We start from the raw sequence: 26,038 nt of genomic DNA on the forward strand, positions 1-26,038 counted from the left end.
TCTGGTCAGTGGACGTCGGCCGGGGCGGTCGCAGCTGATCCGCTCCACAGAGGGAGAAGAGCCGCTGCGACGACGGCCGCGGCCGCGACGACGAGTGCGACGGCGAATCCGCCCGTGCCGACGATCGTCGCGATCGTGCCCAGCACGGCGATGCCGAGTCCGCCGCCGAGGGAGAAGCTCACCTCCTGGATCGCTCCGACCTGCCCCGCGTCGTCTTCGGTCGTGACGTCGAAGAGGGTCGTCGCGGCCAGGGTCGCGGCGACGCCGAATCCGGCGCCGACGAGCACGAGCGGGATGGCCACGACGTCCGGGTCGAAGGCGAGCCAGGCGAGTCCCGCTCCCTGCACGAGCAGAGCGAGAACGGTCAGGGTCGGCGAGGTCAGCCAGCGCAGGAACAGCGGAGCGACGACCCCGCCCAACGCGATGGCGACCGCCTGCGGCAGGATGGCGATCCCGGCCTCGGCGGCAGTGTGTGCGCGTACATCCTGCAGATGCAGACTCACGAGGAGGACGGATGCCGCGGCCACGCCGCTGCTCGCGACGATGCGGACGATCGCGGGACTGAACCCGCTCACCGAGAACAAGCGCATGTCGATGAGCGGCTCGCGCAGAGCACGCTGGCGGCGGATGAAGTACACGAGGGTCGCGACGGCGGCGACCGCGGCGACCGCGGCGGCTATCGGCTCCGCGAGCGCCTCGTGCAGGGCGAACACGAGCGCGCCGAGCGCCACGACCGACGAGAGGATGCTGAGCACGTCCCACGACGCGGGCCGCGAGCTGCGGGAGTCCGGCACGAGCCAGATCGCCAGGACGCCGGCGATCACCGCGAGCGGCACGCTGCCGAGCAGCAGCCACCGCCACCCTGAGCCTTCGGTGACGATGCCGCCGAGCACGGGTCCGAGGGCGCTGCCGGTGCCGAAGGTCGCCGTCCAGAGCCCGTATGCCAGCACGCGCTCTCGTGCCTGGTAGTGCGCGCCGATCGTCGCGACGACGCCGGCCACGACGAAGGCCTCGGCGACGCCGAGCAGCGCCCGCACGACGATGAGCAGCAGGCCGTCCTGCGCCAACCCGCCCACGAGGTTGAGCGCGGCGAAACCCGCGAGACCGATGAGGACGATGCGCTTGCGACCGAAGGTGTCGCCGATGCGCGAGGCGAGGATGAGCGTCGCCGCGAGCGAGAGCGCATAGACGTCGACCAGCCACAGCGCGCCGCTGTCGCTGAGAATGAGATCGCCGCGGATCGCCGGCAGCGCGGTCGACACGCTGCTGATCGCGAGCGCTCCGATGAGGATGCCGAGGAGCAGCGGAATCATGGCCAGCCACGGATGCCGGGCGGTGCGCGCGTGCGCGGAGACGACGGGGACGGGGAAGGTCACCACCCGAGTCTGGCGGAGGGGTACGATTCCGACAAGTACGGTCATCCCGGTCACATACTGACGTTTCGGATACCATGGCGGTTCGAAGGAAGGGCGGAGCGATGAGGGAGAAGACCGAGCGCATCGTGCGCGAATGGGGCGACGCCTGCGACGCCGAGATCTCGATCGCCGTGCTCGGCGGGGCGTGGAAGCCTAGTATCCTGAGCCTCCTCGGCGAGCACGAGGTGCTCCGCTTCGGCGAGCTCAGCCGCCTGCTCGACGAACCGACGGCGCGCGTGCTCACGCGCCAGCTGCGCGAGCTCGAAGACGACGGCCTGATCACCCGCGAGGTCTACCGGCAGGTGCCTCCGAAGGTCGAGTACCGGCTCAGCGACCTCGGTCGCGGATCCATGCCGCTCGTCGATGCGCTCACAGCCTGGGGCGGGCAGTACGCCGCGACTCAGCGGGCCACGCTGGCCGCAGCCCCCGCCTGAGCATCCCCCTTACTCTGCCGAGATCAGGAGAGTGCCCCCAGATCAGGAGGATCGTGTCGGCATCCTCCTGATCTCGGGCGCTGCTCCTGTTACGGGCGGCCGCGAAAACAGGCGACACGCCGCCGATAGACTGGAAGGCATGTCCAAGGTCCTCCAGTCACTGCCCGTCGGCGAGCGCGTCGGCATCGCCTTCTCCGGGGGACTCGACACCTCCGTCGCCGTCGCGTGGATGCGCGACAAGGGCGCCGTGCCGTACACCTACACCGGCGACCTGGGCCAGTACGACGAAGACGACATCGAGTCGATCCCCGGCCGTGCGCTCGAGTACGGCGCCGAGGCCTCGCGCCTGATCGACTGCAAGACCGCCCTGGTCGAAGAGGGCTTCGTCGCCCTCTCGTGCGGCGCGTTCCACATCCGCTCCGGCGGCAAGACGTACTTCAACACGACGCCCCTCGGTCGCGCGGTCACCGGCACGCTGTTGGTGCGCGCCATGAAGGAGGACGGCGTCGACATCTGGGGCGACGGGTCCACCTACAAGGGCAACGACATCGAGCGTTTCTACCGCTACGGCCTGCTGGCGAACCCGCGCCTGCGCATCTATAAGCCGTGGCTCGACGCCGACTTCGTCACCGAGCTCGGCGGCCGCAAGGAGATGAGCGACTGGCTCGTCGCCCACGACTTCCCCTACCGCGACTCCGCCGAGAAGGCGTACTCGACCGACGCGAACATCTGGGGCGCGACGCACGAGGCCAAGACCCTCGAGCACCTCGACGTGTCACTCGAGACCGTCGACCCGATCATGGGCGTGAAGTTCTGGGATCCCTCGGTCGCGATCGACGCCGAAGACGTCACGGTCACCTTCGAGGGCGGCCGCCCCGTCGCGATCAACGGCGTCGAGTTCTCCGACCCGGTGGCCCTGGTGCAGGAGGCGAACGCGATCGGCGGACGCCACGGCCTCGGCATGAGCGACCAGATCGAGAACCGCATCATCGAGGCGAAGTCGCGCGGCATCTACGAGGCCCCCGCGATGGCGCTGCTCTTCATCGCGTACGAGCGTCTCGTCAACGGCATCCTCAACGAAGACACGCTCGCCACCTATCACGAGCAGGGTCGCCGCCTCGGCCGCCTCATGTACGAGGGCCGCTGGCTCGAGCCCCAGTCGCTCATGCTGCGCGAGTCGATCCAGCGCTGGGTCGGGTCGACGATCTCGGGCTCGGTGACGATCCGTCTGCGCCGCGGCGACGACTGGACGATCCTCGACACCGTCTCGCCCAATCTGTCGTACGGCCCCGAGAAGCTGTCGATGGAGCGCGTCGGCGACGCCGCCTTCGGCCCGGTCGACCGCATCGGACAGCTCACGATGCGCAACCTCGACATCGCCGATTCGCGTGCCCGCCTCGAGCAGTACGCGGGCCTCGGCTTGGTCGGCGGCGCGACGGGCGAGCTCGTCGGCCGCGTGACCGCCGGTGAGTCGGCCGAGATCACCGGCTCTGTCGAGGAGGTCGACGAGAAGTTCGCGGACGCGGTCGACACGGCATCCGAGGGCGCGGCCTTCGACTCCGGCACCGACTGACACTGCGTGTCGAGGAGGGGCGGATGCTGCGGCATCCGCCCCTCCTTGTCGTTCGCTGAGAGTTGCCCTCTTATCTTGCACAGCGCTGTGCAATATAACTACCGTGGAGGCATGACCACCCGTGCACCCCGCCGCGACTCGGTCGAGAACCGCGCCGGCATCCTCGACGCCGCCCGCGCGACCCTGGCGAACGACCCTCGCGCGTCGATCGACGTCATCGCCCGCAGCGCCGGTCTCTCGCGCCGCACCCTCTACGGCCACTTCGACGACCGTGACGCCCTGATCCGCGAACTCATCTCGACCGGTGCGCAGCGCTTCAACGCGATCGCCGCGTCGGTCTCCGATGCCGATCCGCGCATCGCGCTCGCCCGCCTCGCCGCCCGTCTCTGGCGCGAGGCCTCGCACGTGCAGTTCGCTGCCGCTCTCGCGCTCGACGAGGCGCACATCGAGCACACCGCCGCCGCACTCGCGCCGCTGCGTCGCTCGGTCGCCGCGCTCGTGCAGCGGGGTCAGGACGACGGCAGCTTCCGCACCGACATCCCAGCCCCGACACTCGCACGCCTCATCGAAGAGGTCGCGCGCACCGTCGTCTCGCGCACCGACGCGAGCAGCAGCGGAGCCGCGAACCTCGCCGTGCGCGCGCTGCTGAGCATCGCGGGACTCTCCTGGCGCGACGCCGACGAGCTTCTCGGCGCCCACCGCGACATCATCGAGGCCGAGGAGGCCCGCTCATGAGGATCGCCCTGCACGAGGTCAGCAAGGGCCGTGGCGGCCAGGCGCTGCCGGCGACCAGCCTCGAGTTCCACACCGGCGCGGTGCGCTTCGCCCTCGCCGAGACGGAGCAGCGCCCGACCGTGCTCGGCCTCATCGCCAGCGGTCGCATGCGGCCCGAGACAGGACGCGTGACCATCGACGGAGCGGCGGACAACCGGATGCTGCGCCGCACCGTCGCGCTCGTCGACGCCCCCGATGTGAGCGACCCGCACCCCGACATCGCCCTCGCCGGCGTCGTCGGCGAAGAGCTCATGTTCGCGGGACTCGGCGCTACACCGCTGCATGCCCGCCGCTGGCTGAGCCAGCTCGGCTACGGCGACCTCGCGTCCATGCCGATCGGCAATGTCGATCCGGCGGCGCGCGTCCGCATCCTGTGCGAGCTCGCCGTGCTGCGCGACGGCACGCGGGCGATCGTGCTCGTCGCGCCCGACCGCCACGGCGGAAGCCCCGACGGCTGGTGGCGCATCGCCATGGAGTTCGCCGACCGCGGCTACGCGATGCTCGTGATCGTCGGCGGCTCGGCGGCCGTCGCGCTCGAGCGCATGCACGAGTTCGACGCCGTGAACGCGTCGGGCCCGATCGAGCCGCTGACGCTCGATGCCGATGCCGATGCCGACGGGGAAGACAGCGAAGCCGACCGAGACCAGACGCGCCACGACTCGGCATCCGAGACCGAAGACCAGGAGGGCGCGCGATGAAGGTCCCCGCCATGATCGCCGCCGAACTGCGGCGGCTCACCGCAAGCAAGATGGGCATCATCGCGCTGATCGCGCTCGTCTGCGTGCCGATCCTCTACGGCGGCCTGTACCTGTGGGCGAATCAGGATCCGTATGCGAAGTTCCCCGACGTTCCGGTCGCGCTCGTGGTCGACGATGAAGGGGCGCCGGCACCGACCACAGACGCCACGGAACAGGCCGACGACACCGTCAACTACGGCGAGGACGTCGCCGACAACCTCATCGACGGCAACGCCTTCGACTGGCAGCGGATGACGGAGCGCGAGGCGGCCGAGGCCTTGCGCACGGGGTCCGTCGACTTCACGGTGACGATCCCCTCCGACTTCTCGGCGGCACTCACGTCGGCCGCCGGAGACGATCCGCACCAGGCCCGCATCGACCTTGAGACGAACGACGCGAACAACTACCTCGCATCGTCGATGGGAACGCAGGCGGTCGAGAAGATCCGCAGCTCGGTGGCCGAGATGGTCGGCAGCGAAGCCGCGGAGCGGCTGCTCACCGGTCTCAGCGAGGTGCGAGACAACCTCGTCACCGCGGTCGACGGTGCGACCCGGCTCGCCGACGGGGCGACGACCGCGGCATCCGGCAGCGCCACGCTCGCCGACGGCACAGCGCAGCTCGCGTCGGGCACGGCCCAGCTCGCCTCCGGCGCGAGCACCCTCGCGGCCGGCGCCCAGCAGGTGAGCGACGGAAACCGCCAACTCGCGGATGTGGCAGACCGCGCGGGCTCCATCGTGCAGCAGGCGACGAACGCCCTGCCGCAGGTGCGCTCCGACATTCAAGCGCTGCTCGCCGACCAGGGTCTGGCGCAGGACTCGATCGACCAGGTGCTCGCCGCGCTCGACCCAGTCGCGACCCGGTTGCAGGAGGGCAACACCACCGTGCAGACGGCCGTCGGCAAGGTCGATCAGCTCGCCGACGGCGCCGCCGCCGTGGCGTCCGGAGCGTCCCAGCTCGCGAGCGGTGCCGGTACGGCTGCGTCCGGCGCCGTTGCGGTGAACGACGGAGCGGTGCAGCTCCGCGACGGTCTGTCGACCCTCTCCGACGGCGCGGCTCAGCTGCGTGACGGTCTCGCCGATGGTGTCGCGCGCATCCCCGCATCCACTCCCGAGCTGCGCGAGAAGCAGGCCGACACGATCGCCGACCCGGTGAAGGTGTCGAGCGACAAGGTCGCGTCGGCCGAAGACTACGGCGCAGGTCTCGCACCGTTCTTCGCCGCGCTGTCGGCATGGATCGGCATCTACGCGCTGTTCCTCATCGTCAAGCCGATCTCACGCCGCGCCGTGACGGCCCTGCACTCGCCGATCCGCGTCGCGCTGGCCGGCTGGCTCACCCCGGCCATGCTCGGCGCCGTGCAGATGCTCGGGCTCATGGGCATCCTCGCGATCGCCCTCGGGTTCACGTTCGACAACCCGATCGGCACGCTGGGGGTCTTGATGGCGGCGTCGGCGACGTTCGCCGCGATCATCCTCGCGCTGAACGTGTGGCTCGGATCGGTCGGCCAGTTTATGGGCCTGGTGCTCATGGTGCTGCAGCTCGTGACGGCCGGCGGCACGTTCCCGTGGCAGACGCTGCCCGCACCGCTCGCCGCCCTGCACCACGTGCTTCCCCTCGGGTACGTCGTCGACGCGATGCGACAGCTCATGTACGGCGGCGATCTCTCCCGCGCCGGGTGGGATCTCGCGGTGCTCGGGATGTGGCTGGTCGGAGCACTCGCACTCGCGGCGATCGGCGTCACGAGGATGACGCATCGACGGACGCTGCGCGACCTCCAGCCGAGCCTGATCGGCTGACACCGCGCGAGCGAGATCGCTCTTCGAATCGCCTGACGTGCAACCGCAACCGCCGTCGAGTTGTCAGTCGGGCGATTCGAAAGCGTCCGGTGCGACTAGGATTCGAGGATGCGTCCGTGAGACGCGCTCTGGGGCTCTCTGGGACTGAGTCCCGTCGAGCCACCCGAGAGAGTTTTCGATGATGACAACTGATCAGGTTCCCGTCGTGGAGCCCGCGCGTCGCTCGTGGGGAGTGCGACTGGGCAGAATCGCGTTCCTCGTGGTCGCGGCGATCGTGGTGATCGCGGTTGCGGCGGCGTTCTTCGTGACCTGGACGATCCAGCGCTCCTTCCCGCAGACCGAAGGCGAGCTGCACCTCGACGGGCTCCAGGCCGAGGTGACGGTGCAGCGGGATGCGAGCGGCGTGCCCACGATCACGGCGGACTCCTCGCACGACCTCTTCTACGCGCAGGGCTTCGTGCACGCGCAGGACCGCTTCTTCGAGATGGACTTCCGCCGCCATGTCACGGCCGGTCGGGTCGCCGAGATGTTCGGCGAGTCGCAGGCCGGCACCGATGCGTTCCTCCGCACCCTCGGGTGGCGCAAGGTCGCCGAGGAGGAGGTCGCGCAGATGGACGACGTCACACGCGGCTATTACGAGGCGTATGCCGACGGCGTCAACGCCTACCTCGCGTCGCGCTCAGGGTCCGAGCTGTCGCTCGAGTATGCCGTTCTCGGCATACAGAATCCAGACTACGCCCCTGAGCCATGGGAGCCGGCTGACTCGGTGGCGTGGTTGAAGGCCATGGCCTGGGATCTGCGGGGCAACATCGAGGACGAGACCGAGCGGGCGCTGCTCACCGCCCGTCTCGCCGAGGGCGGAGCGGATGCCGCCGGCCTCGAGGCCGCTCTCGATCAGCTGTACCCGCCCTACCCGTTCGACGAGAACCCCGTCATCGTGCCGACGATCTCGACGGTGCCGGCCCTCGATTCGGGAGCCGAGCCGGCGTACTCGAGCGACACCACCGACCCCGAACTGCAGCAGGCCGTCACGACGGTCGACTGGACCGAGGCGTCCGACGTCATCGAGGCGGCGAGCCTGCTCGTGGGTGATGTGGGCGAGGGCATCGGCTCGAACTCGTGGGTCGTCTCCGGAGACCTCACCGAGAGCGGGATGCCGCTGCTCGCCAACGACCCGCACCTCGGCGCCTCGCTGCCCTCGGTCTGGTACCAGGTGCAGCTCCGCTGCTCCGAGGTCGACCAGGAGTGCCCGTTCGACGTCGGCGGCTTCTCGTTCTCGGGACTCCCCGGCATCGTGATCGGCCACAACCAGCACGTGGCCTGGGGCTTCACCAACCTGACGACCGATGTCACCGACCTGTACGTCGAGCGCATCGAAGGCGACCAGTACTGGCGCGACGGCGCACTCGTGCCCCTCGAGGAGCGCACCGAGACGATCCGCGTCGCAGGCGGCGACGACATCGAGCTCACGATCCGATCGACCGGGCACGGGCCGATCATCTCGGGACTCGTCGACGACTACACCTCCCTCGCCGACGACCCGGGGCCGGGTCTCGTGGCGGGCGGAGCGACGGCATCCGCTCCCGGCGATGAAGACGCCGAGTACGCCGTGAGTCTCCGCTGGACGGCGCTCGACCCCGGAACCACCGGTACAGCGATCTTCGCCCTGTCGACGGCGCAGGACTTCGACGACTTCCGCGTCGCGGCATCCCTCTTCGACGTCCCGGCGCAGAACCTGATCTACGCCGACACCGAGGGGAACATCGGCTATCAGACGCCCGGCCGCCTGCCTATCCGCGGCGCCGGCGACGGGTGGATGCCGCAACCGGGGTGGGACAGCGCGTACGACTGGACGGGTTTCATCCCCTTCCAAGAGCTGCCGGTCTCGTACAACCCCGCATCCGGGTACATCGTCACGGCGAACAACGCGATCGTCGCCGACGACTATCGCTACTTCCTCTCGCGCGACTGGGACTACGGCTACCGCGCCGCGCGCATCGCGTACCTCATCGAACGTCGCGCGGCGGCCGGTCCGCTCACCGCTCAGGACATGCGCGACATCCAGATGGACAGCGAGATGTGGATCGGCAAGCGCCTCGCCAGTGCGATGGACGACATCGAGGTCGACGGTGCGGGTACGAAGGATGCCGTCGATCTGCTCCGCGACTGGGACGCGCAGAACGAGGCGGACTCGGCAGCCGCCGCCTACGCGAACGTGCTCTGGTCGAACCTCGTGCAGAACCTCTTCGTCGAGCGCGACGAACCGCTTCCCGCCGACGGCCAGGGCCGCCTCTTCTCGGTCGTGGGCGCACTGCTCGACGATCCGTCCGACCCGCTGTGGACCAACCCCGCGATCCGCGTCGATGGGCGGGACGAGATGCTCGCGCTGTCGGCGAAGGAGGCCTACGACGAGCTGTCGGCCCTGCAGGGGGCCGACGTCGACGCCTGGAACTGGGGAGACCTGCACGCGATCACGCTCACCAGCGACACTCTCGGGTCATCGGGCATCGCTCCGATCGAGGCGCTCTTCAATCGCGGACCCTACGCCGTGAGCGGTGGTGCGTCGGTCGTGAATGCCACCGGCTGGCAACTGGGCGAGTCGTACGCCACGACGACGGTGCCCTCGATGCGCATGGTCGTCGACCTGTCGGACTTCGACGCCTCGACGTGGATCCACCTCACGGGCGCGTCCGGCCACGCGTTCGACGAGCACTACACCGACCAGACCGCCGACTGGGCCGCGGGCGTGCAGCGCCCCTGGGCCTTCTCGCCGGAGGCGGTGGATGCCGCGGCGCAGCGCACGCTCGTGCTGACGCCAGCGGGGTGACGCCCGGCGGGCCTGTCACCTTCTGCGGCCTTCGTCAGGTTCTGCGGCCTTCGTCGCGCACACGGGCCGCAGAAGGTGCGCATGGCCGCAGAAAGTGACGGCCCCGGGGAAGCGAGAGAGATCAGACGGATGCCGCGGCGCGGCGCGCGATGGCCCAGATGCCGACCGCGGCGGCGAGGAAGATCGCGGCGAGCATCGCCCATCCCGCTGGTCCGTAGGTGATGGCGGTCGCGTTGACGACGATCGGCGACGCGAGCGCTCCCAACGAGAATCCCATGCCGAACACCCCCTGATAGGCCCCCGCGCGCTGCGGGTCGGCGAGTTCGAAGCTCAGCCCCCACGCCCCCGCCTGCGACAGGATCTCGCCGAAGGTGTGCGCCACCATCCCGAACACGAGCAGCGCGATCGCGACCCAGGCGGGCAGTCCCGCAGCGAGCGCGTAGATCATGCAGGCGGCGACCATGAGCCATCCCGCGATCATGGTCACGCGGCCGGCGACGCGGAGATCGTGGGTGCCGCGCGACGCCCGCACCTGGAACAGCACCACGAGGGCGGTGTTGACGATCAGCAGCGCCGACACCGTGACCTCCGGCGCGGCGGTGTACTCGGTGATCCAGAGCGGGATGCCGAACTCCGCCACTCCGAACTGCATGCCGAACACGGCCGAGAGCACGGTCAGCAGCAGGTAGCGCGAGTCGCGCCACGGCGAGCGGCGGTTCCAGTCGCGGCGCGCCGCGGCCGCGGCATCCGTATCGATCGATCCGGTCTCGGTGCGCACCTCGTACGTCTCGCGGCGCGGTGCATCGACGGCGGCGGTGAGGCGCAGAAGGGGCAGCGAGCCGAGCGCGCAGAGCAGGCCGCCGCTCGCGATGACGATGCGATAGGCCTCGGGCGTCCCGAGCGCGAGGGCGACGGCGCCCAGGCCCGAACCCGCCGCGATCGAGACGTTGGTCACGGTGCGCAGCACGGCCCTGGCATGCACCCGGCGGTCGGGCGCGAAACCGCGGGCGATGATGGCAGACCGCGAGGAGTGGCCCATCGAGTCGAAGAAGCCGCTGAGGCTCGCGAGCACGAGCGCCGACACGAAGTCTCCCGCGAACGCGTAGGCGGCGAGCATCAGCCCGCTCACCATCTCGAAGGTGAAGGACAGCCGCCGTGCGCTCCATCGATCGGAGAGCCACCCGCCGAGCAGCGATCCGAGCACTCCGCACCCGCTCGAGACCGCGAGCACCACCGCCGCCTGCGCGGCCGAGAGTCCGATGATCTGGGTGAAGAACAGCACCGTGACCGCGAAGAACACTCCGCGTCCGACCCGTGACACCGCGGTGGCTGCGACGAGAGCGCGCAGCACCGGATCGCTCATGCTCGAGGCGAGGCGCGCGAAGAAGCGGGTGGGCGTCACCGCCGGTCCCGCCTCCGGAACCGTCGTCGTCTCGGGATCGGGGCCTGGCGAAGTCACCCTCCATCCTCACACGACGCACCGACATCCCCGCGCCGGCGCCGGTTTTTCCGGGCGCGCCCGCCTCGACTACCGTTGTCGGGTGGCATCCAGTTACCTCGCACCGAAGGGCACGCCGGTCACGCTGCTCGAGTTCGAGCACGGCGGGGCGACGCTCATCGCCGAGTCGTTCGGCGACGGCGGCCCGACATTTCTCCTGCTGCACGGCATCGGCATGGGCCGTAGCGTCTACCTCGACGTGGTGCAGCGACTGCGCGGACGGGTCGTCGCGCTCGACCTGCCCGGATTCGGAGAGGCGCCCGAGCCCAGCCGCACGCTCACCATGGAGCGCCACGCCGACCTCGTCGCCGCCTACCTCCGCCATGTCGGGGAGGAGCCCGTCGTCGTGATCGGCCACTCGATGGGCAGCCAGATCGCGGCCGAGCTCGCGGCCCGGCATCCGTCGCTCGTGAAGGGTGTCGTGCTCGCCGGACCGACCGTGAACAAGGCCGCGCGCAACATCGCCGCCCAGGCCCGCTACCTGCTCAGCGATCTCGTCGGTGAGCGCCCGCTCGTGATCTGGCGCGGAGCCCGCGAGTACCTCCGCGGCGGACCGCACCTGATCCGCAAGATCCGCGCCACGGTCGTGCACGAACCCGAAGACGCGTACGCGCGGATCGATCGTCCCGTACTCGTGCTGCGGGGTGAGGACGATCCCCTCGCGCCGATGAGCTGGTGCCGCGAGATCATCGACGCGATCCCGGGAGCCGACCTGAAGGTCATCCCCGACCACGGCCACGGCACGCTCATCAGCGACTCCGAGCCGGCCGCCGAGCTCATCCAGGGCTTCGCCGACCGCCTCTGACGCCCGTCATTTCGGCGGCCTTCGTCAACTTCTGCGGCCACTCTCCGCCCCCGACGCCGCAGAACGCGCCCGAGGCCGCGAAAAGCGACAGGCCGCGAGGTGTCAGCCCGCGGCGGGCGGCGTCTGCTTCGACTCGGCCAGTTCGTCGACGACGAGGCTGCGCTCGTCGGTGGTGCCGTTGCGGTACGCCTGTCGGCCGACCATGTGCGCCGACAGCGGGGCGGTCGCGAACTGCATGAGCACGATAGGTGCCACGAGCAGGAGCCCGACGAGGATGCTGCCGATGGAGCCCATCGACACCGCGATCGCGAGGCAGATCAGCGCGAGCCCGAGCACCTGCGGCTTGGTCGCCGCGTGCAGACGCGACGGCACGTCGCGGAACCGCAGCAGACCGACCGCGGCCGACAGACACAGCACCGCGCCGAGCAGGATCAGCACGAGCACCGTCACGTCGACGACGCCCTCGGGGAGCGCGAGCTCGAACACGTTCATGGCGTCGTGTTGTCCCTTCTCGCGACGAATCGGGCGACCGAGATCGATCCGAACACTCCGACGGCGGCGATGATCAGCATCACCGGGATCGTGCGCGTGTGTCCGTTGATGGCCATCTCGGCGCCGAGCACGCACATCACCTCGGTGAGGAGCACGTCGGACGCGACGGCACGGTCGAGGATCGACGGACCGCGAACGATCCGGACGATCGTGAGGATCGCCGCGACACCGAACACGACCATGACGACCAGCAGCAGGATGTTCATCGCGCACCGCCCTTCGCCGCGCGCTCGTCGGCCTTGAGAGCACGGTACTGCGAGGGTGCCCCGAGCGCACGCACGATGCGACGCTCCCATCGCAGTACGCCCTCGCGCTGCTTCTCGACATCGTGGGCCGACCGCACGCCGATCACGTGCAGGTAGAGGATGCGGCGGTCGCGGTCGGCCTCGACGATCAGAGACCCGGGGATCAGCGACGACACCACCGACACGTGCGTCATCATCAGATCGTCGGCGTACCGCAGCGGCACGGCGATGATCGCGGCCCCTGGCTGATGGCGAAGGTCGAACACCTGCGCCGTCACCGCGAGCGCTCCGCGGATCATCGCCGCCAGGAACTGCACGACGAACAGCGCGCCGAACCAGAGGTTGATGCGCCCGGAGAGCTCGACCGTCGGCAGGCGGAACACGCGCGTGACGAACACCGCGACGATCAGCCCGGAGAGGAAGGCCAGCACCGTGAACTGGCTCCACAGCAGCATCCACAGCACGACCAGCCATGCGAGGAAGGGCAGCTGCACGCCGATGTCGCGCCAGATGTGGCGCCCGCTCTCCTTGCTCATCCCTCCACCTCGCCTTCCAGCTGCACGAGATTGACGGGTTCGAGCAGAACGGCGCCGATGCGATCGCACAGCGCATACAGAGGTCCGGCGAAGACGGTCAGCGCGACCGTGACGCCGACCATCCCCGCGGTGGCGACGGTCATGATCCTCGGGATGCGGCGACGCTCCTGCTGCTCGTCGGCGGCGGGCGCGTTCCCGAGGTACGAGATGCGGCCCTCGGTCTCGGTGGAATCCTCCTCCTCGCGCCAGAACGCGAGGTTCCACGCCCTCATCAGCGCATAGAGCGTGAGAAGGGAGGTGACGATGCCGCCGACGATCAGCACGAGCATGAGCGGCGTGCCCACCGAGGCGGCCGCCTCGAACAGTGCGAACTTGCCGATGAAGCCGGAGAAGGGCGGGAGTCCGCCGAGGTTGATCGCGGGGATGAAGTACAGCACGGCGATCACCGGCGCGACCTTCAGCAGGCCCTTCACCCGCAGAATCGAGGTGCTGCCGGCTCGGCGCTCGATGAGGCCGACCGCGAGGAACAGCGTCGTCTGCACGACGATGTGGTGGACGATGTAGTACACCGCCGCCCCGATCGCCGCGGGCGTGGCGATCGCCAGACCGAAGATCATGTAGCCGACATGGCTGACGAGCGTGAACGAGAGGATGCGTTTCAACTCGGCCTGTGCCACCGCGCCGAGCACGCCGACGATCATGGTCGCGAGCGCGATGATGAGCAGCAGCGTGTCGATGCTGTTCTCGGCGAAGAGCTGGGTCTCCGTGCGGATCAGCGCGTACACGCCGACCTTCGTGAGCAATCCGGCGAAGACGGCGGTGACGGGCGCCGGCGCGGTCGGGTAGGAGTCGGGCAGCCAGAACGACACCGGGAAGATGGCCGCCTTGATGCCGAACGCCACGACGAGCATGAGGTGCAGCACGAGCTGCGTCTCCTGCGGCAGCTCGGTCATCCGCTCGGCGATCTGCGCCATGTTCACGGTGCCGAGCGCGCCGTAGATCATCGCGATGGATGCGAGGAAGAGGATGGACGATACGAGCGAGACGACGATGTACACGGCGCCGGTGCGGATGCGCGACTCGGTGCTGCCGAGCGTGATCAGCACGTACGACGCTACGAGCAGGATCTCGAAGCCGACGTAGAGATTGAAGAGGTCCCCGGCGATGAAGGCGTTGAAGATGCCGGCCGCGAGGATCAGGTAGGAGGGATTGAAGATCGAGATCGGCGTCTCGTCGGTGCCGTCGGCCGCTCCCTGACCGATCGAGAAGAGGAGGACCGCGAGCAGCACGATGCTCGACACGAGCACGAGCAGCGCCGCGAGCCGGTCGACGTAGAGCACGATGCCGAACGGCACCGGCCAGCCGCCCACCGAGACGGCGAGCGGGGTCCCCGCGTCCACCACGACGAGGAGCACGGCGGCGATCACCGAGACGATGGCGAGCGTCGCCACCGTGACGAACACCTGCAGGCGCGCGTTGCGCCCGAACACGAGCGTGACCGCGGCACCCAGCAGCGGCAGGGCGACGAGAAGGGGGACGAGTGCGCTCATCGGCGGTCCTCCCCGTCTTCTCGGTGCTCGGGCGCGTTGTCGTCGGATGCGGTGTCGGATGCCGTGTCTCGCGCCGCATCCGCAGCGTCCGTCTCGTGGGCGTCGGACGCGTGGGTGTCGGCGTCCGTGCGGAAGTCGCGGTCGTCGTCGGGCGGAGCCGATTCGGCGGCGAGGATGGATGCCGCAGCACCGGCGTCGTCCGCGTCGTCGGCGCCGTCGGTATCGGCGCGGCCGTCCGCGTCGCGGTCCTCGGGCGCCCACGAGCTCGGCCGGTCGACCGGCGCGTCGTCGTGGATCGCCGCGTTGTCGCGCATGTGCAGCACGGTGATCGGCGAGGTCTGCACGCCGACGAAGTCGGTGGTCGCGTCGTCGTCGCCGGTCTCGGACTCGTCGTCCATGAGGTCTTCGTCGGCGTCGGTGCGCTCGCGGAGCGCGATGTCGGCCTCGTCGTCCTCGACCGTGTCGGCCTGGCCGAGCTGCCAGGAGCGGTAGATGAGGGCGAGCAGGAACGCCGAGACGGCGAAGGTGATGACGATCGCGGTGAGGGTGAGCGCCTGCGGGAGCGGGTCGCTCACATCACCGTCGGCGTCGTAGAACGGTGCGCGCCCGGGGACCCCCATCACGATCAGGAGCAGCAGATTCGTGGCGTTGCCCAGCAGCAGGAAGCCGATGAGCACGCGAGTGAGGCTGCGCTCGAGCATCGCGTACACGCCGCACGCGAAGAGTACGGCCATGATGGCGATGAGGGTGACGGAGACGTCCATCAGATCGTCACCCCCCGCTCACGCAGCTCCTGGGTCTGCCGGTCGACCTCGGCGCCGAGGCTGCGCAGCACGTCGAGCACGAGCCCGATGACGACGAGGTACACGCCGACGTCGAAGATCGTCGAGGTGACGAACTCCATGTGACCGATGCCGGGGATCTCCCACTCCCAGAACGTGCTGGTGAGCGGCGCCTGGCCGAAGAACAGCGGCACGACCGCCGCACCGACCGCGAGGATGAGCCCCGCGCCGAGCAGACGCCCGGCATCCGTCGGGGCGGCCGCACCGAGCTCCCAGCGCCCACCCGCGATGTACCGCATGACGAGGGCCATCCCGGCGACGAGGCCGCCGGCGAAGCCGCCGCCCGGGAGGTTGTGGCCGGCGAACAGCAGGAAGATCGAAACGACGATGATCGTGTGGAACAGGATGCGGACGATCACCTCGAGCAGGATCGACCTGTTCTCCGGCTTCATCTTCGGCCCGCCGACGAGCCAGGCGCGGGGGCTGCTCTCGTTCTCGGAGGTCTGGAACCGGATGCCGTCGGTCGTCTCGACCAGCGGCCGGCTGAGGGTGCGGCGGCGCTTCGCCTTCGGAAGCGTCTTCGTCGAAGCGAGCATGTCGGCTCGGTGCGTGACGAATACGAGGGACGCGACGCCGGTCGCGGCGAGCACGAGCACCGAGAGCTCGCCCATGGTGTCCCAGCCGCGAAGGTCGACCAGCGCGACGTTGACCACGTTCTTGCCGTGGCCGATCTCATACGCCAGTTTCGGGAACATCTCCGAGATGGGCGCAGCCACGCGCGACTGCGTCGCCACGATCGCGACCCAGGCCATCGTGAGGCCTGCGCCGATCGCGAGCAGCGCGCGCGGGACGCGGCCGACCGACGCGTTGTGCTCGCCCAGGCGTGCGGGCAGTCGTCGCAGAACGAGCGCGAACGTCACGAGCGTGACCGTCTCGACGAGGATCTGCGTGAGCGCGAGGTCGGGGGCGCCGCTCGTCGCGAAGAGCACGACCATCCCGAGACCGGTGACCGAGACGAGCACGACACCCGTATAGCGCTTGCGCGCCCGCACGGCGATCACACCGGCGACAGCCATGAGCGGCGCGACGACGATCTGCACGGGCGTGTGCCACGCGGAGAGCTGGAACCGGTCGATGTCGCTCGCGAGCAGCGCCGTGATCTCGGCGGCGACGAACACCACGAAGATCGTGCCCACGTACACCGGCAGCGACCCGCGCTGGGTGAGCGTCGTGCTCAGCACCGAGAGGCGGTCCACGCCGCGCACCACGAGGTAGTAGGCGTCCGCCGCGGTGAACGGCAACAGGCGCGACCTGCGATCCCAGCCCGAGCGGACGGTCACCAGGAACAGGGCCGCACCGAGCAGCACCGTCAGGATCGAGATGCCGAGCGCCGGCTCCAGCCCATGCCACAGGGCGAGGTGCCCCGGACCTTCGACCGCTTCGCCGTGGTGGTCGAGACCCGGCGTCGCTGTGAGCGCGTACCCCTGCAGGGCCTTGTCGATCGCCGGCGCACCGATCCCGGCGGCCAGCGTGACGCCGGCGAGGACGATCGGCGCCGACAGGAAGCCGACCGGTGGGTCGGGCCAGACCGTATCGGGCATGCGGTCGCCCATCGCGTCCCGCTTGCTCCAGAACGCTCCCCAGAGGAAGCGGATGCCGTATGCCGCTGTCAGCATGGAACCGATGCTCACGCCGATGATGGCGACGAGGCCCCAGGGAGAGCCGCCGATCGCGTCATCGAGAAGGGCCGTGAGCGTCGACTCCTTCGCCACGAAGCCGATGGTGGGTGCGATGCCGGCCATCGAGGCGACGGAGATGAATGCCGCGGTCGTCATGACCGGCGCCTGGCGGCCGACGCCGCTGAGCTCGGTGATGTCACGGGTCGACAGCTGCCGGTCGATCACGCCGACGATGAGGAACAGCGCCGACTTGAAGAGCGCGTGGCCGATGACCAGCGCAAGACCGGCGAGGGCGCTCGCCTGCGTGCCGTAGCCCACCACGACGGCGAAGAAGCCGAGCTGGCTCACGGTGCCGAAGGCGAGGATGCGCTTGAGGTCGGTCTCGCGCAGCGCCTGGAAGCCGCCGAGAAGCATGGTCACGATGCCGAGCGAGATGATGATCGGCCGCCATGGCCCGCTGAACGCGAAGATGGGCGCGAACCGGGCGATGAGGTAGATGCCGGCCTTCACCATCGCGGCCGCGTGCAGGTAGGCGCTCACGGGAGTCGGCGCTGCCATCGCGCCGGGCAGCCAGAAGTGGAACGGGAAGATCGCGGACTTGCTGACGGCGCCGACGAGGAGCATCACGATCGCGGCATCCACCATCGGGCCGCTGGGTGCGAGCGCGAGGATCTCGCGGATGCTGCCCGTCCCCGCGTCCACGACGAGGAGCACGACGCCGATGAACATCACGAGCCCGCCGAGCGTCGTCACCAGCAGCGCCTGCAGGGCGGCGCGACGGCTGGCGGCGCGACGGCGGTAGTGGCCGATGAGCAGGTACGACAGGATGCTCGTCACTTCCCAGAACATGACGAGCATGACGAGGTCGTCGGTGAGCACGAGGCCGTACATCGCGCCGGCGAACGCGAGCAGCACGGCGGAGAACTGCCCGATGCCCGCGGAGTCGTCGTGGAAGTACCACCGGCAGTAGAGCAGCACGAGGGCGCCGACACCGGTGACGATGAGGGTGAGCACCCAGCCCAGTACGTCCATGTGCATCGACATGTTCAGCCCGAGCTGGGGAATCCACGGCACGGACACGAACGGCGCCGGACCGTCGAGAACCTGCGGAGTGAGCACGAGCGCGTGGACGAATGCCGCCGCGGGAATGAGTGCGGCGACCGCAAAGGCCTGAGCACCCAGCCAGCGCACCAGAACGGGCATCAGAAGCGACCCGAGGAGGAACACAGCGAGGAGCGTCATCATAAGCGGCTCCTCAAAGCTCGTCGGCCGAGATCGGCTCAGGCGGGCGGGTGTCGCTGACCAGTTTACCCGGCGTTAGGAAGTCGTAAGGCCGCGGGTCTCGGATTGCTCCGCTCCGGAGTTCCGCGCGAGCGCCGGACCGAGCCGTTCGTAGGACTGGGCGATGTGCGAGCGCATCGCCTCGGCCGCGGCATCCGCGTCGCGTCGGCGGAGCGCCTCGAGGATGCTCTCGTGCTCCCTGACCGTGTCGTCTTCGAAGTCGTGACGGAAGTTCAGCCGGTAGAGGTGCATGTGCGAGCGCAGCCGCACGATGGCCTCGGCGAGCAGCGGGCTGTCGGCGTGCTCGGCGATGAGGTGGTGGAAATGCAGGTCCTCATCGATGAACCGGCGATAGTTGCGGAACCGCTCATCCTCACCCGGGTCGGATGCGGCGCGCATCTGCTCGACGGACTCCGCGAGTTCCGCCTCGGTGTCGTCGTCGATCCTCCCGGACGCGCGACGCGCGGCTTCAGGCTCGAGGAGCTCGCGCATGTCGTAGAGGTCTCTCAGACCGCGGGCGTCGAGCAGCGGCGCCGCGACGTATCCCTTGAGCGCGCGCTTCGCGACGAGCCCCTCCGCTTCGAGCCGTGTCAGGGCCTCCCGCACGGGGGTGGGTGACACGTCGAGATCGCGGGCGACGGCGTCGATGTTGACCCGGGCTCCCGGGTCGATCACGCGGTCCATGAGCAGTCCGAGCACGGCGTCGTAGACGTCGTCGACGAGGGCGCGCCGCGCGGGGAGCGGGCGCGGTCCGCGGGCCTCGTCGTCGCTGAACATGAGTCTCATCGTACGGGCTGCCCCTCGCGCTCATATCGCGGGCGCGCGGACGTCGGGCCCGCGACCACCGACGGAGAGTGGCTGATCAGACCGAGTTCCCGGAGCTCGTCCCAGAGGTCGGCGGCGACCGGAGGCTCCCGCAGACCGCTGTTGCGCGAGATCTGGTCGGCGCTCGCCCCGCCGAGGACGACGGCCGCCACCGCCGGATGCAGGAGCGGGTACTGCACTGCCAGCTCGGGAAGCGTGCGCCCGTGGCGGGCGGCGACGCGCGCGATCGCGCGCGCACGCCCGACGATCTGCTCCCCGGCCGGTCCGTAGTCGAACATCGCGCCGGGCGCCGGGTCGTCGATCGCGAGGATGCCGGAGTTGAACACCGCAGCGGCGAGCACGCTCACACCGCGCTCTTCCGCGGCGGGCAGCAGGTCGTCGGCGGCGGATTCGTCGAGCAGCGTCCACCGTCCGGCGATCATCATCACGTCCGCATCCGTCTCGCGCACGAAGCGGGCGGGCATCGCGCTCTGGTTCATGCCCGCCCCGAACGACGTGATCACGCCCTGATCACGCAGCTCGGCGAGCGCCGGGAACGCCCCGTCGAGCGCCTCGCGCTCGAACTCGTCGGGGTCGTGCACGAGCACGATGTCGATGCGGTCGAGGCCGAGCCGGGTCAGCGAATCCTCGATGGAGCGCAGGACGCCGTCCCGCGAGTAGTCGCGGACCCGTCGGTGGTCGGACGACACGTCGAAGAGGTTCTCCAGATCCGTGCGGCCATCGGCATCCTGCGGCACGAGCAGTCGCCCCACCTTCGTCGAGACGAGGAACTCGTCTCGCGGCAGGGCACGCAGCCCTTCGCCCAGCCGTCGCTCGGCAAGCCCGAGGCCGTAGTGCGGGGCCACATCGAAGTACCGTACGCCGCTGTCCCACGCCGTGGGGACGATCGCCGGCCACTCGTCGTCGCCGAGCGCTCGGTAGAGATTGCCGAGCGCGGCGGCGCCGTAGCCGACGGGCGGGGCGGCGAGTCCGCCGCGTCCGATGGCGACGGCTGGGATGTCGACGAGACTCATGAGACGATCAGCCGGTCCAGCGCGCGATCGTCCCAGGGGATGCCGAGGCCGGGCGCCGTGGGCGCCCACCCCCTTCCGTTCTCGACGCGCAGCTCTCCCGTGGTGACGGCCCGCAGCTGCGGGATGTGCTCGAGGTACAGCGCGTTGGGGATCGCGCAGACGAGCGAGACGTGCAGCTCCATGAGGAAGTGCGGTGCCACCTTCGCGTTGAACGACTCCGCGAGGTGCGCGATCTTGAGCCACGGAGTGATGCCGCCGACGCGGGCGACGTCCGCCTGCACGATCGACGCCCCGCCGCGCTGCAGGTGCTCGCGGAAATGACCGAGCGAGTACATGCTCTCGCCGACCGCGATGGGCACCGACGTCGACCGGGCGAGGAGGCGGTGTCCCTCGACGTCTTCGGCGGGGAGTGGCTCTTCGAACCAGAACACGTCGACCTGCTCGAACAGCCGCGCGCGGCGCACCGCTTCCGAGACGGAGAACGACTGATTCGCGTCGACCATGATGTCGAGATCCGGGCCGACGGCGTCCCGCACGGCGCGCAGACGGTCGAGGTCCTGGTGACCTCGCGGCATGCCGACCTTGATCTTGACCCCACCCATGCCGCGCTCCTTCGCGGCGACCGCGTGCTCGACGAGTTCGTCGGTGCGATAGTGCAGCCAGCCGCCCTCCGTGTCGTACATCGGCACCGAGGGGGAGGCGCCTCCGGCCGCGACCCAGAGCGGCAGCCCGGCGCGCGTCGTCCTCGCATCCCAGACCGCGGTATCGATCGCGGCGAGCGCGAGCGCCGTGATCGGCCCGACCGTCGTGGCCCTTGTGATGCCGAAGAGCGACAGCCACACGGCCTCCGGCCGCTCGGCCTCGAGCCCGATGAGCGCGGGCAGCAGCGTCTCGCGCAGCAGGCTCAGCACCGCGCCACCGCCCGTGCCGATCGTATAGCTGTAGCCGACGCCTTCCGCGCCGTCCGCCGTGCGGATCCGCACGAGGACGGTCTCCTGCTTCACGAAGGTCTGCAGCGCGTCGGTGCGCTCCGTCTCGACGGGGATGTCGCAGAGCCGGGCCTCGGCGTGCACGATGCGGCTTCGCGCCGTGGCGTCCGTGTGCACCTCGAGGCGTGTGTCGTGAGTGGTGGTCATCAGCGTCCTCCGAGTCCGCCCAGGGTGACCCCCTTGATCAGCTGACGCTGCAGGAGCAGCACCAGGACCAGCGAGGGTATGACGGCCAGGGTCGACGCCGCCATGAGCAGAGCCCACTGCGTGCCGAACTGGCCGGTGAACATGCCGAGCCCCAGGGGGACCGTGGCCATGTCCTGCGTGTTGATGATGATGAGCGGCCACAGATACGAGTTCCAGTAGCCGATGAACGAGAAGACCGCCAGCACACTGAGGGGAGCCGTGAGCTGCGGCAGCAGCACCGACCACAGGGTGCGCAACCGCGAGGCGCCGTCGATCAGCGCCGCCTCCTCGTACTCGAGTGGGATGGTGAGGAAGAACTGCCGCATGAGGAACGTGCCGAACGCCGTGAACGCGAACGGGATGATCAGCGCCGCGTAGGTGTCGTTGAGGCCCCAGCCGTTGATCATGATGAACAGCGGAACGACCAGCACCTCCTGCGGCAGCACGAGAGTGAGCACGAACAGGAGGAACAGCTTGTCGCGGAACCGGAAGCGGAGTCGCGAGAACGCGTAGGCCGAGAGCACGGCGACGACGACCGACAGCGCGGCACCGAGGATCGCGACGAACAGTCCGTTGAGGATGAAGCGTCCGAACGGCACGACCGTCCACGCCTCGACGAAGTTCGCCCAGCGGATCTCGGATCCGAAGATCTGCGGCGTCTCGGTGAAGACCTCATTCTCGGGTTTCAGCGCCGTGAGGAACATCCAGATGAACGGGAACGCGAAGATCAGCGCCACCACGGCGATCGCTGCGGTGTTCAGCCACTCCTTCACGGTGGTCCGCCGCTGCTTCGCTCGTCGAGGAAGCACCAGCAGGGCGGTGGCGGAGAGGTCGCGGTCACTCATAGTTCACCCACTTGCGCTGCCCGACGAACTGCAGAGCCGTGATGAGCATCACCACGACGAAGAGGATCCACGCGAGCGCGGATGCGTAGCCGAGCCGATCGAACACGAAGCCGTTGCGGTACAGGTAGAGCACGAACGTGTTCGTGCTCTCGCCCGGACCGCCCTGGGTCAGGAACAGCGGCTGCACGAAAACCTGGAAGGCGCCGATCATGGTCATGGTCGAGCAGAAGAACAGCGAGGGAGACAGCAGCGGGAGGATGATGAACCGCAGTCGCTGCCAGGCGGTCGTGCCGTCGATGCGGGACGCCTCGAGGAGCTCCTTCGGAATGGCGCTCAGGCCGGCCGAGAGCACGATGACGTTGTAGCCGAATGACTGCCACACCGACATCGCGATCACCGACGGGAGCGCCCACGCCGAATCGGAGAGCCAATTCGGCCCGTCGATCCCGACCGTGGCGAGCATCGAGTTCACGAGCCCGTCCTGCGACAGCAGCAGCCTCCACACCAGCGCGTTGGCGACCATCGGGGTGATGACCGGCAGGAAGAAGACCACCCGCCACGCACCAGCCGCCTTCATGCGGGTGTTGAGCCAGAGCGAGATCGTGAGCGCGACGAACAGGTTCAGCGCCGTGTAGACCACCGCGAAGATCACGGTGTTGCCCAGCACGGTGTAGAACGTCGGGTCTCGGAACAGCTTGACGTAGTTGTCGACGCCGATGAAGTCGGGGCTGCCGAACAGCTTCCAGTCGAAGAGGCTGATGAACGCCGAGCCGAACAGCGGCGTGAGGATGAACAGGACGAAACCGATCATCCCCGGCGCGAGGAACGCCACCGCCACCCAGCCGTGACCCCGCCGTCGCGGTAGACGCGGCACCCGCGGGGCGGGGGCGCCGGTCGGCACCCCCGCCACGTCGGGCATCGCAGAGGAGGCCGCAGCCTCTCTCCGGTCGCTCATGATGGCCATCCGCTCAGCCCGCCACCGAGTTCTGGATCGTCTCCATGATCTCCTCGGCCGTCAGCTCGCCGCGGTAGCCCTGCACGCCGTACTGCGTCATGAGGGTCTCGACCTGATTCCAGGTGGGGGTCGTACGCTGCGGCGTCGCATCCGACAGCAGCGCCTCGACGACCTCGGCCGCGCCCTCTGTCTTGCCCTCGGCCCACGCCGGAAGCGCCTCGATGCGGGCGGGGACGATGCCCCGGGCCTCGGCCTGCTTCTCCTGCACCGACAGCGAGGTGAGCGCCTCGATAGCCGCGAACGCCTCTTCCGGCCGCTCGCAGTTCGCCGCGATCCCGAAGCCCGAGCCGGCGGTCATGGCCGCAGCACTGCCGCTGGTCGACGGCACGATCGTGACGCCGAGCGTGAAGTCGGCGGCTTCGGCGAAGCTGCCGTACATCCATGGCCCCTCGATGAGCATCGGCACCGCACCGGAGGTGAACGCCTGCTGCGACACCTCGGAGCCGTCGGCCGCCTCCGGCGCCTTCGCGACCTGGTCGACCGCGACGAGGTCGAAGAAACTCTGCATCTGCTCGACGAAGTCGGGGTTGGTGAGGTCCAGCTCACCGTCCTCCGTGACGGCGGGTACGCCGTCGGCCAGCGACCAGGCGTTCGGGATGAAGATGCCGGGTGCCAGCGCGAGCCCCTTCTTGTCACCATCGGTCAGGGCTTTCGCGTCGGAGATGAACTGGTCTCGCGTGTAGTCCGTGCCAGGGAGCTGCAGGCCAGCGGCCTGGAACGCCTCGACGTTGTAGAACAGCACGATCGGCTCGGCGTCGTACGGGATCGCCCGGATCGTGCCGTCGACCGTCATACCGGCGAGCATCGACGCGTCGATCTCATCGGTGTCGAATCCGCTCTCCTCGATGAGGTCGTCGAGCGGCATCAGCAGATCGCCGAGCTCCTGAGCGCGTGCGGCCTGCGTCGTCAGCAGACACGGCGGATTGCTGCCGCTGAGTCGCGTCTTGACCTTGGTCCAGTAGTCCGAGAAGCTCGGTCCCTCGACGGAGATGTCGAGGTCGGGGTCCTCGGCCTTCGCACCGGAGATGAAGTCGGCCCACTGCGCCTGATCGCCCTCGCTGGCGGCCCAGGTGTAGAGCACGAGCGGACCGCCGGCGTCTCCGCCGCCTCCGCCCGAGCTGCTCGCGCACCCGGCGAGGGTGACCGCGGCGAGTCCGGCGATGCCGGAGACGATCAGGCGCCTGGCACGGCGCGTGGGGACTGCATTCATACTGTCTGCCTCCTTCATTGGATGCATCATCGATGCGTGGGTGAGGGGTACCGCTCGGATGCGTCCGGCCTCGATCGGGGTGGAGGTGGCCCGGACGCTGTCATGTCTGTGATCAGGTGGTGGAGAAGTCGATGGCGACGACGTCGATCAGCGCTCCGCTCGGGTCGGGGGCGACGATGCGCAGTTCGCCGAGATCGTCCCCGGCCGTCGAGGCCTCGTGCACCTCGAAGGTCGCATCGTGCTGCAGGTCGAGGCCGTCGGCCAGGCGGTGCACGCGGGTGATGCGCCGCACCGGGAGCCCCCGCACGATGATCTCGTCGACCGGCAGGGCCGTGAGGTGCAGGTAGAGCCGCCCATCTCGGGCGGTCGTCGGTCCATGGAAGTCGATCCCCTCGGTGGGGTCGACGCCGATCACGGACTCGGCGTGAGCCGGCATCCAGTCGGCGAACTCCTGCAGCCGTTCCTGCTCGACCTCGGGGAGCGCGCCGTCGGGGCCCGGGCCGACGTTGAGCAGCAGATTGCCGCCGCGTGCGACGACGTCGATGAGCGTCACGAGCAGCGAGCGCGCCGACTTCTCGTTGTCGGGACCACGACGGTAGGCCCAGTGGTCGCCGATCGTGAGGCACAGCTCCCAGGGGCCGGTCGGCGCGGCGAGCGGGAAGCCCTGCTCGGGAGTGCGGTAGTCGCCCTGCCCTGGTAGCCGGTCGTTGATCACGACGTCCGGCTGCAGCTCCTTGATGAGACGCCGCAGCGCGGGAGCCGTCCATTCGACCGCTGAGCGCTCCCAGTCGCCGTCGAACCAGAGCAGGTCGATCGTGCCGTAGTTGCTGAGCAGCTCGCGCAGTTGCGCGCGGAGATACTCCAGGTAGCGTTCCCATTCCTCGGGGCTCGAACGGCGGTGGCGGTCGGTCGCGTCCGGGGTGTCCGCGAACTCGGGGAGTCCGGCGGCCGGCCAGTGCTCGAGCTTGTAGGGCAGGTCCTCGTCACGGAAGGCCGGGTAGTCGGGGTGGTTCCAGTCGGGCAGGCTGTAGTAGATGCCGACGCGGAGCCCTGCCGCGCGCACGGCCTCGACGAACTCGCGGGTGATGTCGCGCCGGAAGGGGCCGTGCTCGACACCGAAGTCCGACTGCTCGGTGAAGAACATGTTGTAACCCGCGTGGTGCCGGGCGGTGAAGACGACATAGGTGGCGCCCGCCTCGCGCGCCCGACGGGCGAGGTCTGCCGCATCCCAGTCGGTCGGGTCGAACGTCGGCGCGGTCGCCTGGTACTCCGCGACCGTGACGCGGTCCTCGACGGCATCCTGCCCGGGGATGATGGAGCGTCCGACGAGCGGCCAGGAGATCTCGACGCCCTGCTGGGAGGCCTGGTCCCAGTGCACGAAGATTCCGAGACCCGCCCCGCTGAACCATTCGCCGCCGGGGATGCGCTGGGTCTGCCGGCGGAAGACTGCTGCGTCTGCCATGACTCTCCTCAT

General features: G+C 69.3%; 21 protein-coding genes and 1 pseudogene. 7 read left to right on the plus strand and 15 right to left on the minus strand.

The genetic code is table 11. The annotated features are described in order from the left end of the window. Positions 1–5: 5 nt before the first annotated feature. Positions 6–1,376 carry an MFS transporter gene (locus M3195_RS02405; protein WP_251584866.1) on the minus strand — a complete coding sequence of 457 codons (1,371 nt, stop codon included), beginning with the start codon at positions 1,374–1,376 and terminating at the stop codon, positions 6–8. A 101-nt stretch (positions 1,377–1,477) separates the two neighbouring features. On the opposite strand from M3195_RS02405, the gene M3195_RS02410 reads away from it, so the two are divergent. The 6 genes from M3195_RS02410 (at position 1,478) to M3195_RS02435 (ending at position 9,553) form a co-directional block, all read left to right on the plus strand. Beyond that, a complete protein-coding gene (locus M3195_RS02410) occupies positions 1,478–1,849 on the plus strand; it encodes a winged helix-turn-helix transcriptional regulator (RefSeq protein WP_251584868.1) in 372 nt (123 codons plus the stop codon). 139 nt (positions 1,850–1,988) lie between these two features. After that, complete coding sequence (gene argG / locus M3195_RS02415) at positions 1,989–3,422, plus strand: argininosuccinate synthase (protein WP_251584869.1); 1,434 nt, start codon at positions 1,989–1,991, stop codon at positions 3,420–3,422. Between the two features lie 111 nt (positions 3,423–3,533). Then, entirely contained in the window at positions 3,534–4,157 is a 624-nt protein-coding gene (locus tag M3195_RS02420) for a TetR/AcrR family transcriptional regulator (protein WP_251584871.1), read from the plus strand. Further along, on the plus strand, positions 4,154–4,894 hold the full coding sequence (locus M3195_RS02425) for a hypothetical protein (protein WP_251584873.1): 741 nt from the start codon (positions 4,154–4,156) through the stop codon (positions 4,892–4,894). Before M3195_RS02420 ends, M3195_RS02425 begins: the two co-directional genes overlap by 4 nt. After that, positions 4,891–6,726: a YhgE/Pip domain-containing protein gene (locus M3195_RS02430; protein ID WP_251584875.1), complete on the plus strand. Its 1,836-nt coding sequence runs from the start codon at positions 4,891–4,893 to the stop codon at positions 6,724–6,726. The genes M3195_RS02425 and M3195_RS02430 overlap by 4 nt, the downstream gene beginning before the upstream one ends. A gap of 178 nt (positions 6,727–6,904) precedes the next feature. Then, positions 6,905–9,553: a penicillin acylase family protein gene (locus M3195_RS02435; RefSeq protein ID WP_251584877.1), complete on the plus strand. Its 2,649-nt coding sequence runs from the start codon at positions 6,905–6,907 to the stop codon at positions 9,551–9,553. 121 nt (positions 9,554–9,674) lie between these two features. Here the strand turns inward: M3195_RS02435 and M3195_RS02440 are convergent, their stop codons facing one another. Further along, entirely contained in the window at positions 9,675–11,012 is a 1,338-nt protein-coding gene (locus tag M3195_RS02440) for an MFS transporter (protein ID WP_251584879.1), read from the minus strand. 82 nt (positions 11,013–11,094) lie between these two features. Here M3195_RS02440 and M3195_RS02445 point away from each other — a divergent pair, with 82 nt between their 5' ends. After that, positions 11,095–11,856, plus strand: coding sequence for an alpha/beta fold hydrolase (locus M3195_RS02445; protein WP_251584881.1), 762 nt, complete (start codon positions 11,095–11,097; stop codon positions 11,854–11,856). 102 nt (positions 11,857–11,958) lie between these two features. Here M3195_RS02445 and mnhG read toward each other — a convergent pair whose 3' ends face one another. From mnhG to M3195_RS02510, 13 genes and pseudogenes are all read right to left on the minus strand, one after another. After that, a complete protein-coding gene (gene mnhG / locus M3195_RS02450; RefSeq protein WP_251584883.1) occupies positions 11,959–12,348 on the minus strand; it encodes a monovalent cation/H(+) antiporter subunit G in 390 nt (129 codons plus the stop codon). Further along, positions 12,345–12,614, minus strand: a complete 270-nt coding sequence (locus tag M3195_RS02455; RefSeq protein WP_251584885.1) for a monovalent cation/H+ antiporter complex subunit F — start codon at positions 12,612–12,614, stop codon at positions 12,345–12,347. The genes mnhG and M3195_RS02455 overlap by 4 nt, the downstream gene beginning before the upstream one ends. Further along, on the minus strand, positions 12,611–13,189 hold the full coding sequence (locus M3195_RS02460) for a Na+/H+ antiporter subunit E (protein WP_251584887.1): 579 nt from the start codon (positions 13,187–13,189) through the stop codon (positions 12,611–12,613). The genes M3195_RS02455 and M3195_RS02460 overlap by 4 nt, the downstream gene beginning before the upstream one ends. Beyond that, entirely contained in the window at positions 13,186–14,739 is a 1,554-nt protein-coding gene (locus M3195_RS02465) for a Na+/H+ antiporter subunit D (protein WP_251584889.1), read from the minus strand. The genes M3195_RS02460 and M3195_RS02465 overlap by 4 nt, the downstream gene beginning before the upstream one ends. Positions 14,740–14,972: 233 nt before the next feature. Then, positions 14,973–15,503, minus strand: a pseudogene (locus M3195_RS02470) (Na(+)/H(+) antiporter subunit C); the annotation flags it as partial. Beyond that, positions 15,503–18,445 (minus strand): Na+/H+ antiporter subunit A, encoded by a 2,943-nt coding sequence (locus tag M3195_RS02475; RefSeq protein WP_251584891.1) that lies wholly within the window; start codon positions 18,443–18,445, stop codon positions 15,503–15,505. The gene M3195_RS02475 and the pseudogene M3195_RS02470, both read right to left, overlap by 1 nt. A gap of 72 nt (positions 18,446–18,517) precedes the next feature. After that, positions 18,518–19,258 carry a GntR family transcriptional regulator gene (locus M3195_RS02480; protein ID WP_251584893.1) on the minus strand — a complete coding sequence of 247 codons (741 nt, stop codon included), beginning with the start codon at positions 19,256–19,258 and terminating at the stop codon, positions 18,518–18,520. Positions 19,259–19,263: 5 nt separating this feature from the next. Then, complete coding sequence (locus tag M3195_RS02485; RefSeq protein WP_251584895.1) at positions 19,264–20,319, minus strand: aldo/keto reductase; 1,056 nt, start codon at positions 20,317–20,319, stop codon at positions 19,264–19,266. Then, on the minus strand, positions 20,316–21,455 hold the full coding sequence (locus M3195_RS02490) for a mandelate racemase/muconate lactonizing enzyme family protein (RefSeq protein ID WP_251584897.1): 1,140 nt from the start codon (positions 21,453–21,455) through the stop codon (positions 20,316–20,318). The genes M3195_RS02485 and M3195_RS02490 overlap by 4 nt, the downstream gene beginning before the upstream one ends. Beyond that, positions 21,455–22,339 (minus strand): carbohydrate ABC transporter permease, encoded by an 885-nt coding sequence (locus tag M3195_RS02495; RefSeq protein WP_251584899.1) that lies wholly within the window; start codon positions 22,337–22,339, stop codon positions 21,455–21,457. The genes M3195_RS02490 and M3195_RS02495 overlap by 1 nt, the downstream gene beginning before the upstream one ends. Continuing rightward, positions 22,332–23,294 (minus strand): carbohydrate ABC transporter permease, encoded by a 963-nt coding sequence (locus tag M3195_RS02500; protein ID WP_251584901.1) that lies wholly within the window; start codon positions 23,292–23,294, stop codon positions 22,332–22,334. The genes M3195_RS02495 and M3195_RS02500 overlap by 8 nt, the downstream gene beginning before the upstream one ends. 13 nt (positions 23,295–23,307) lie before the next feature. Beyond that, positions 23,308–24,564 (minus strand): ABC transporter substrate-binding protein, encoded by a 1,257-nt coding sequence (locus M3195_RS02505; protein ID WP_251584903.1) that lies wholly within the window; start codon positions 24,562–24,564, stop codon positions 23,308–23,310. Positions 24,565–24,676: 112 nt separating this feature from the next. Then, complete coding sequence (locus M3195_RS02510) at positions 24,677–26,026, minus strand: alpha-L-fucosidase (RefSeq protein ID WP_251584905.1); 1,350 nt, start codon at positions 26,024–26,026, stop codon at positions 24,677–24,679. Positions 26,027–26,038 lie beyond the last annotated feature (12 nt).

Source organism: Microbacterium hydrocarbonoxydans (genome assembly GCF_023715885.1).
Classification (GTDB): Bacteria; Actinomycetota; Actinomycetes; order Actinomycetales; family Microbacteriaceae; genus Microbacterium; species Microbacterium hydrocarbonoxydans_C.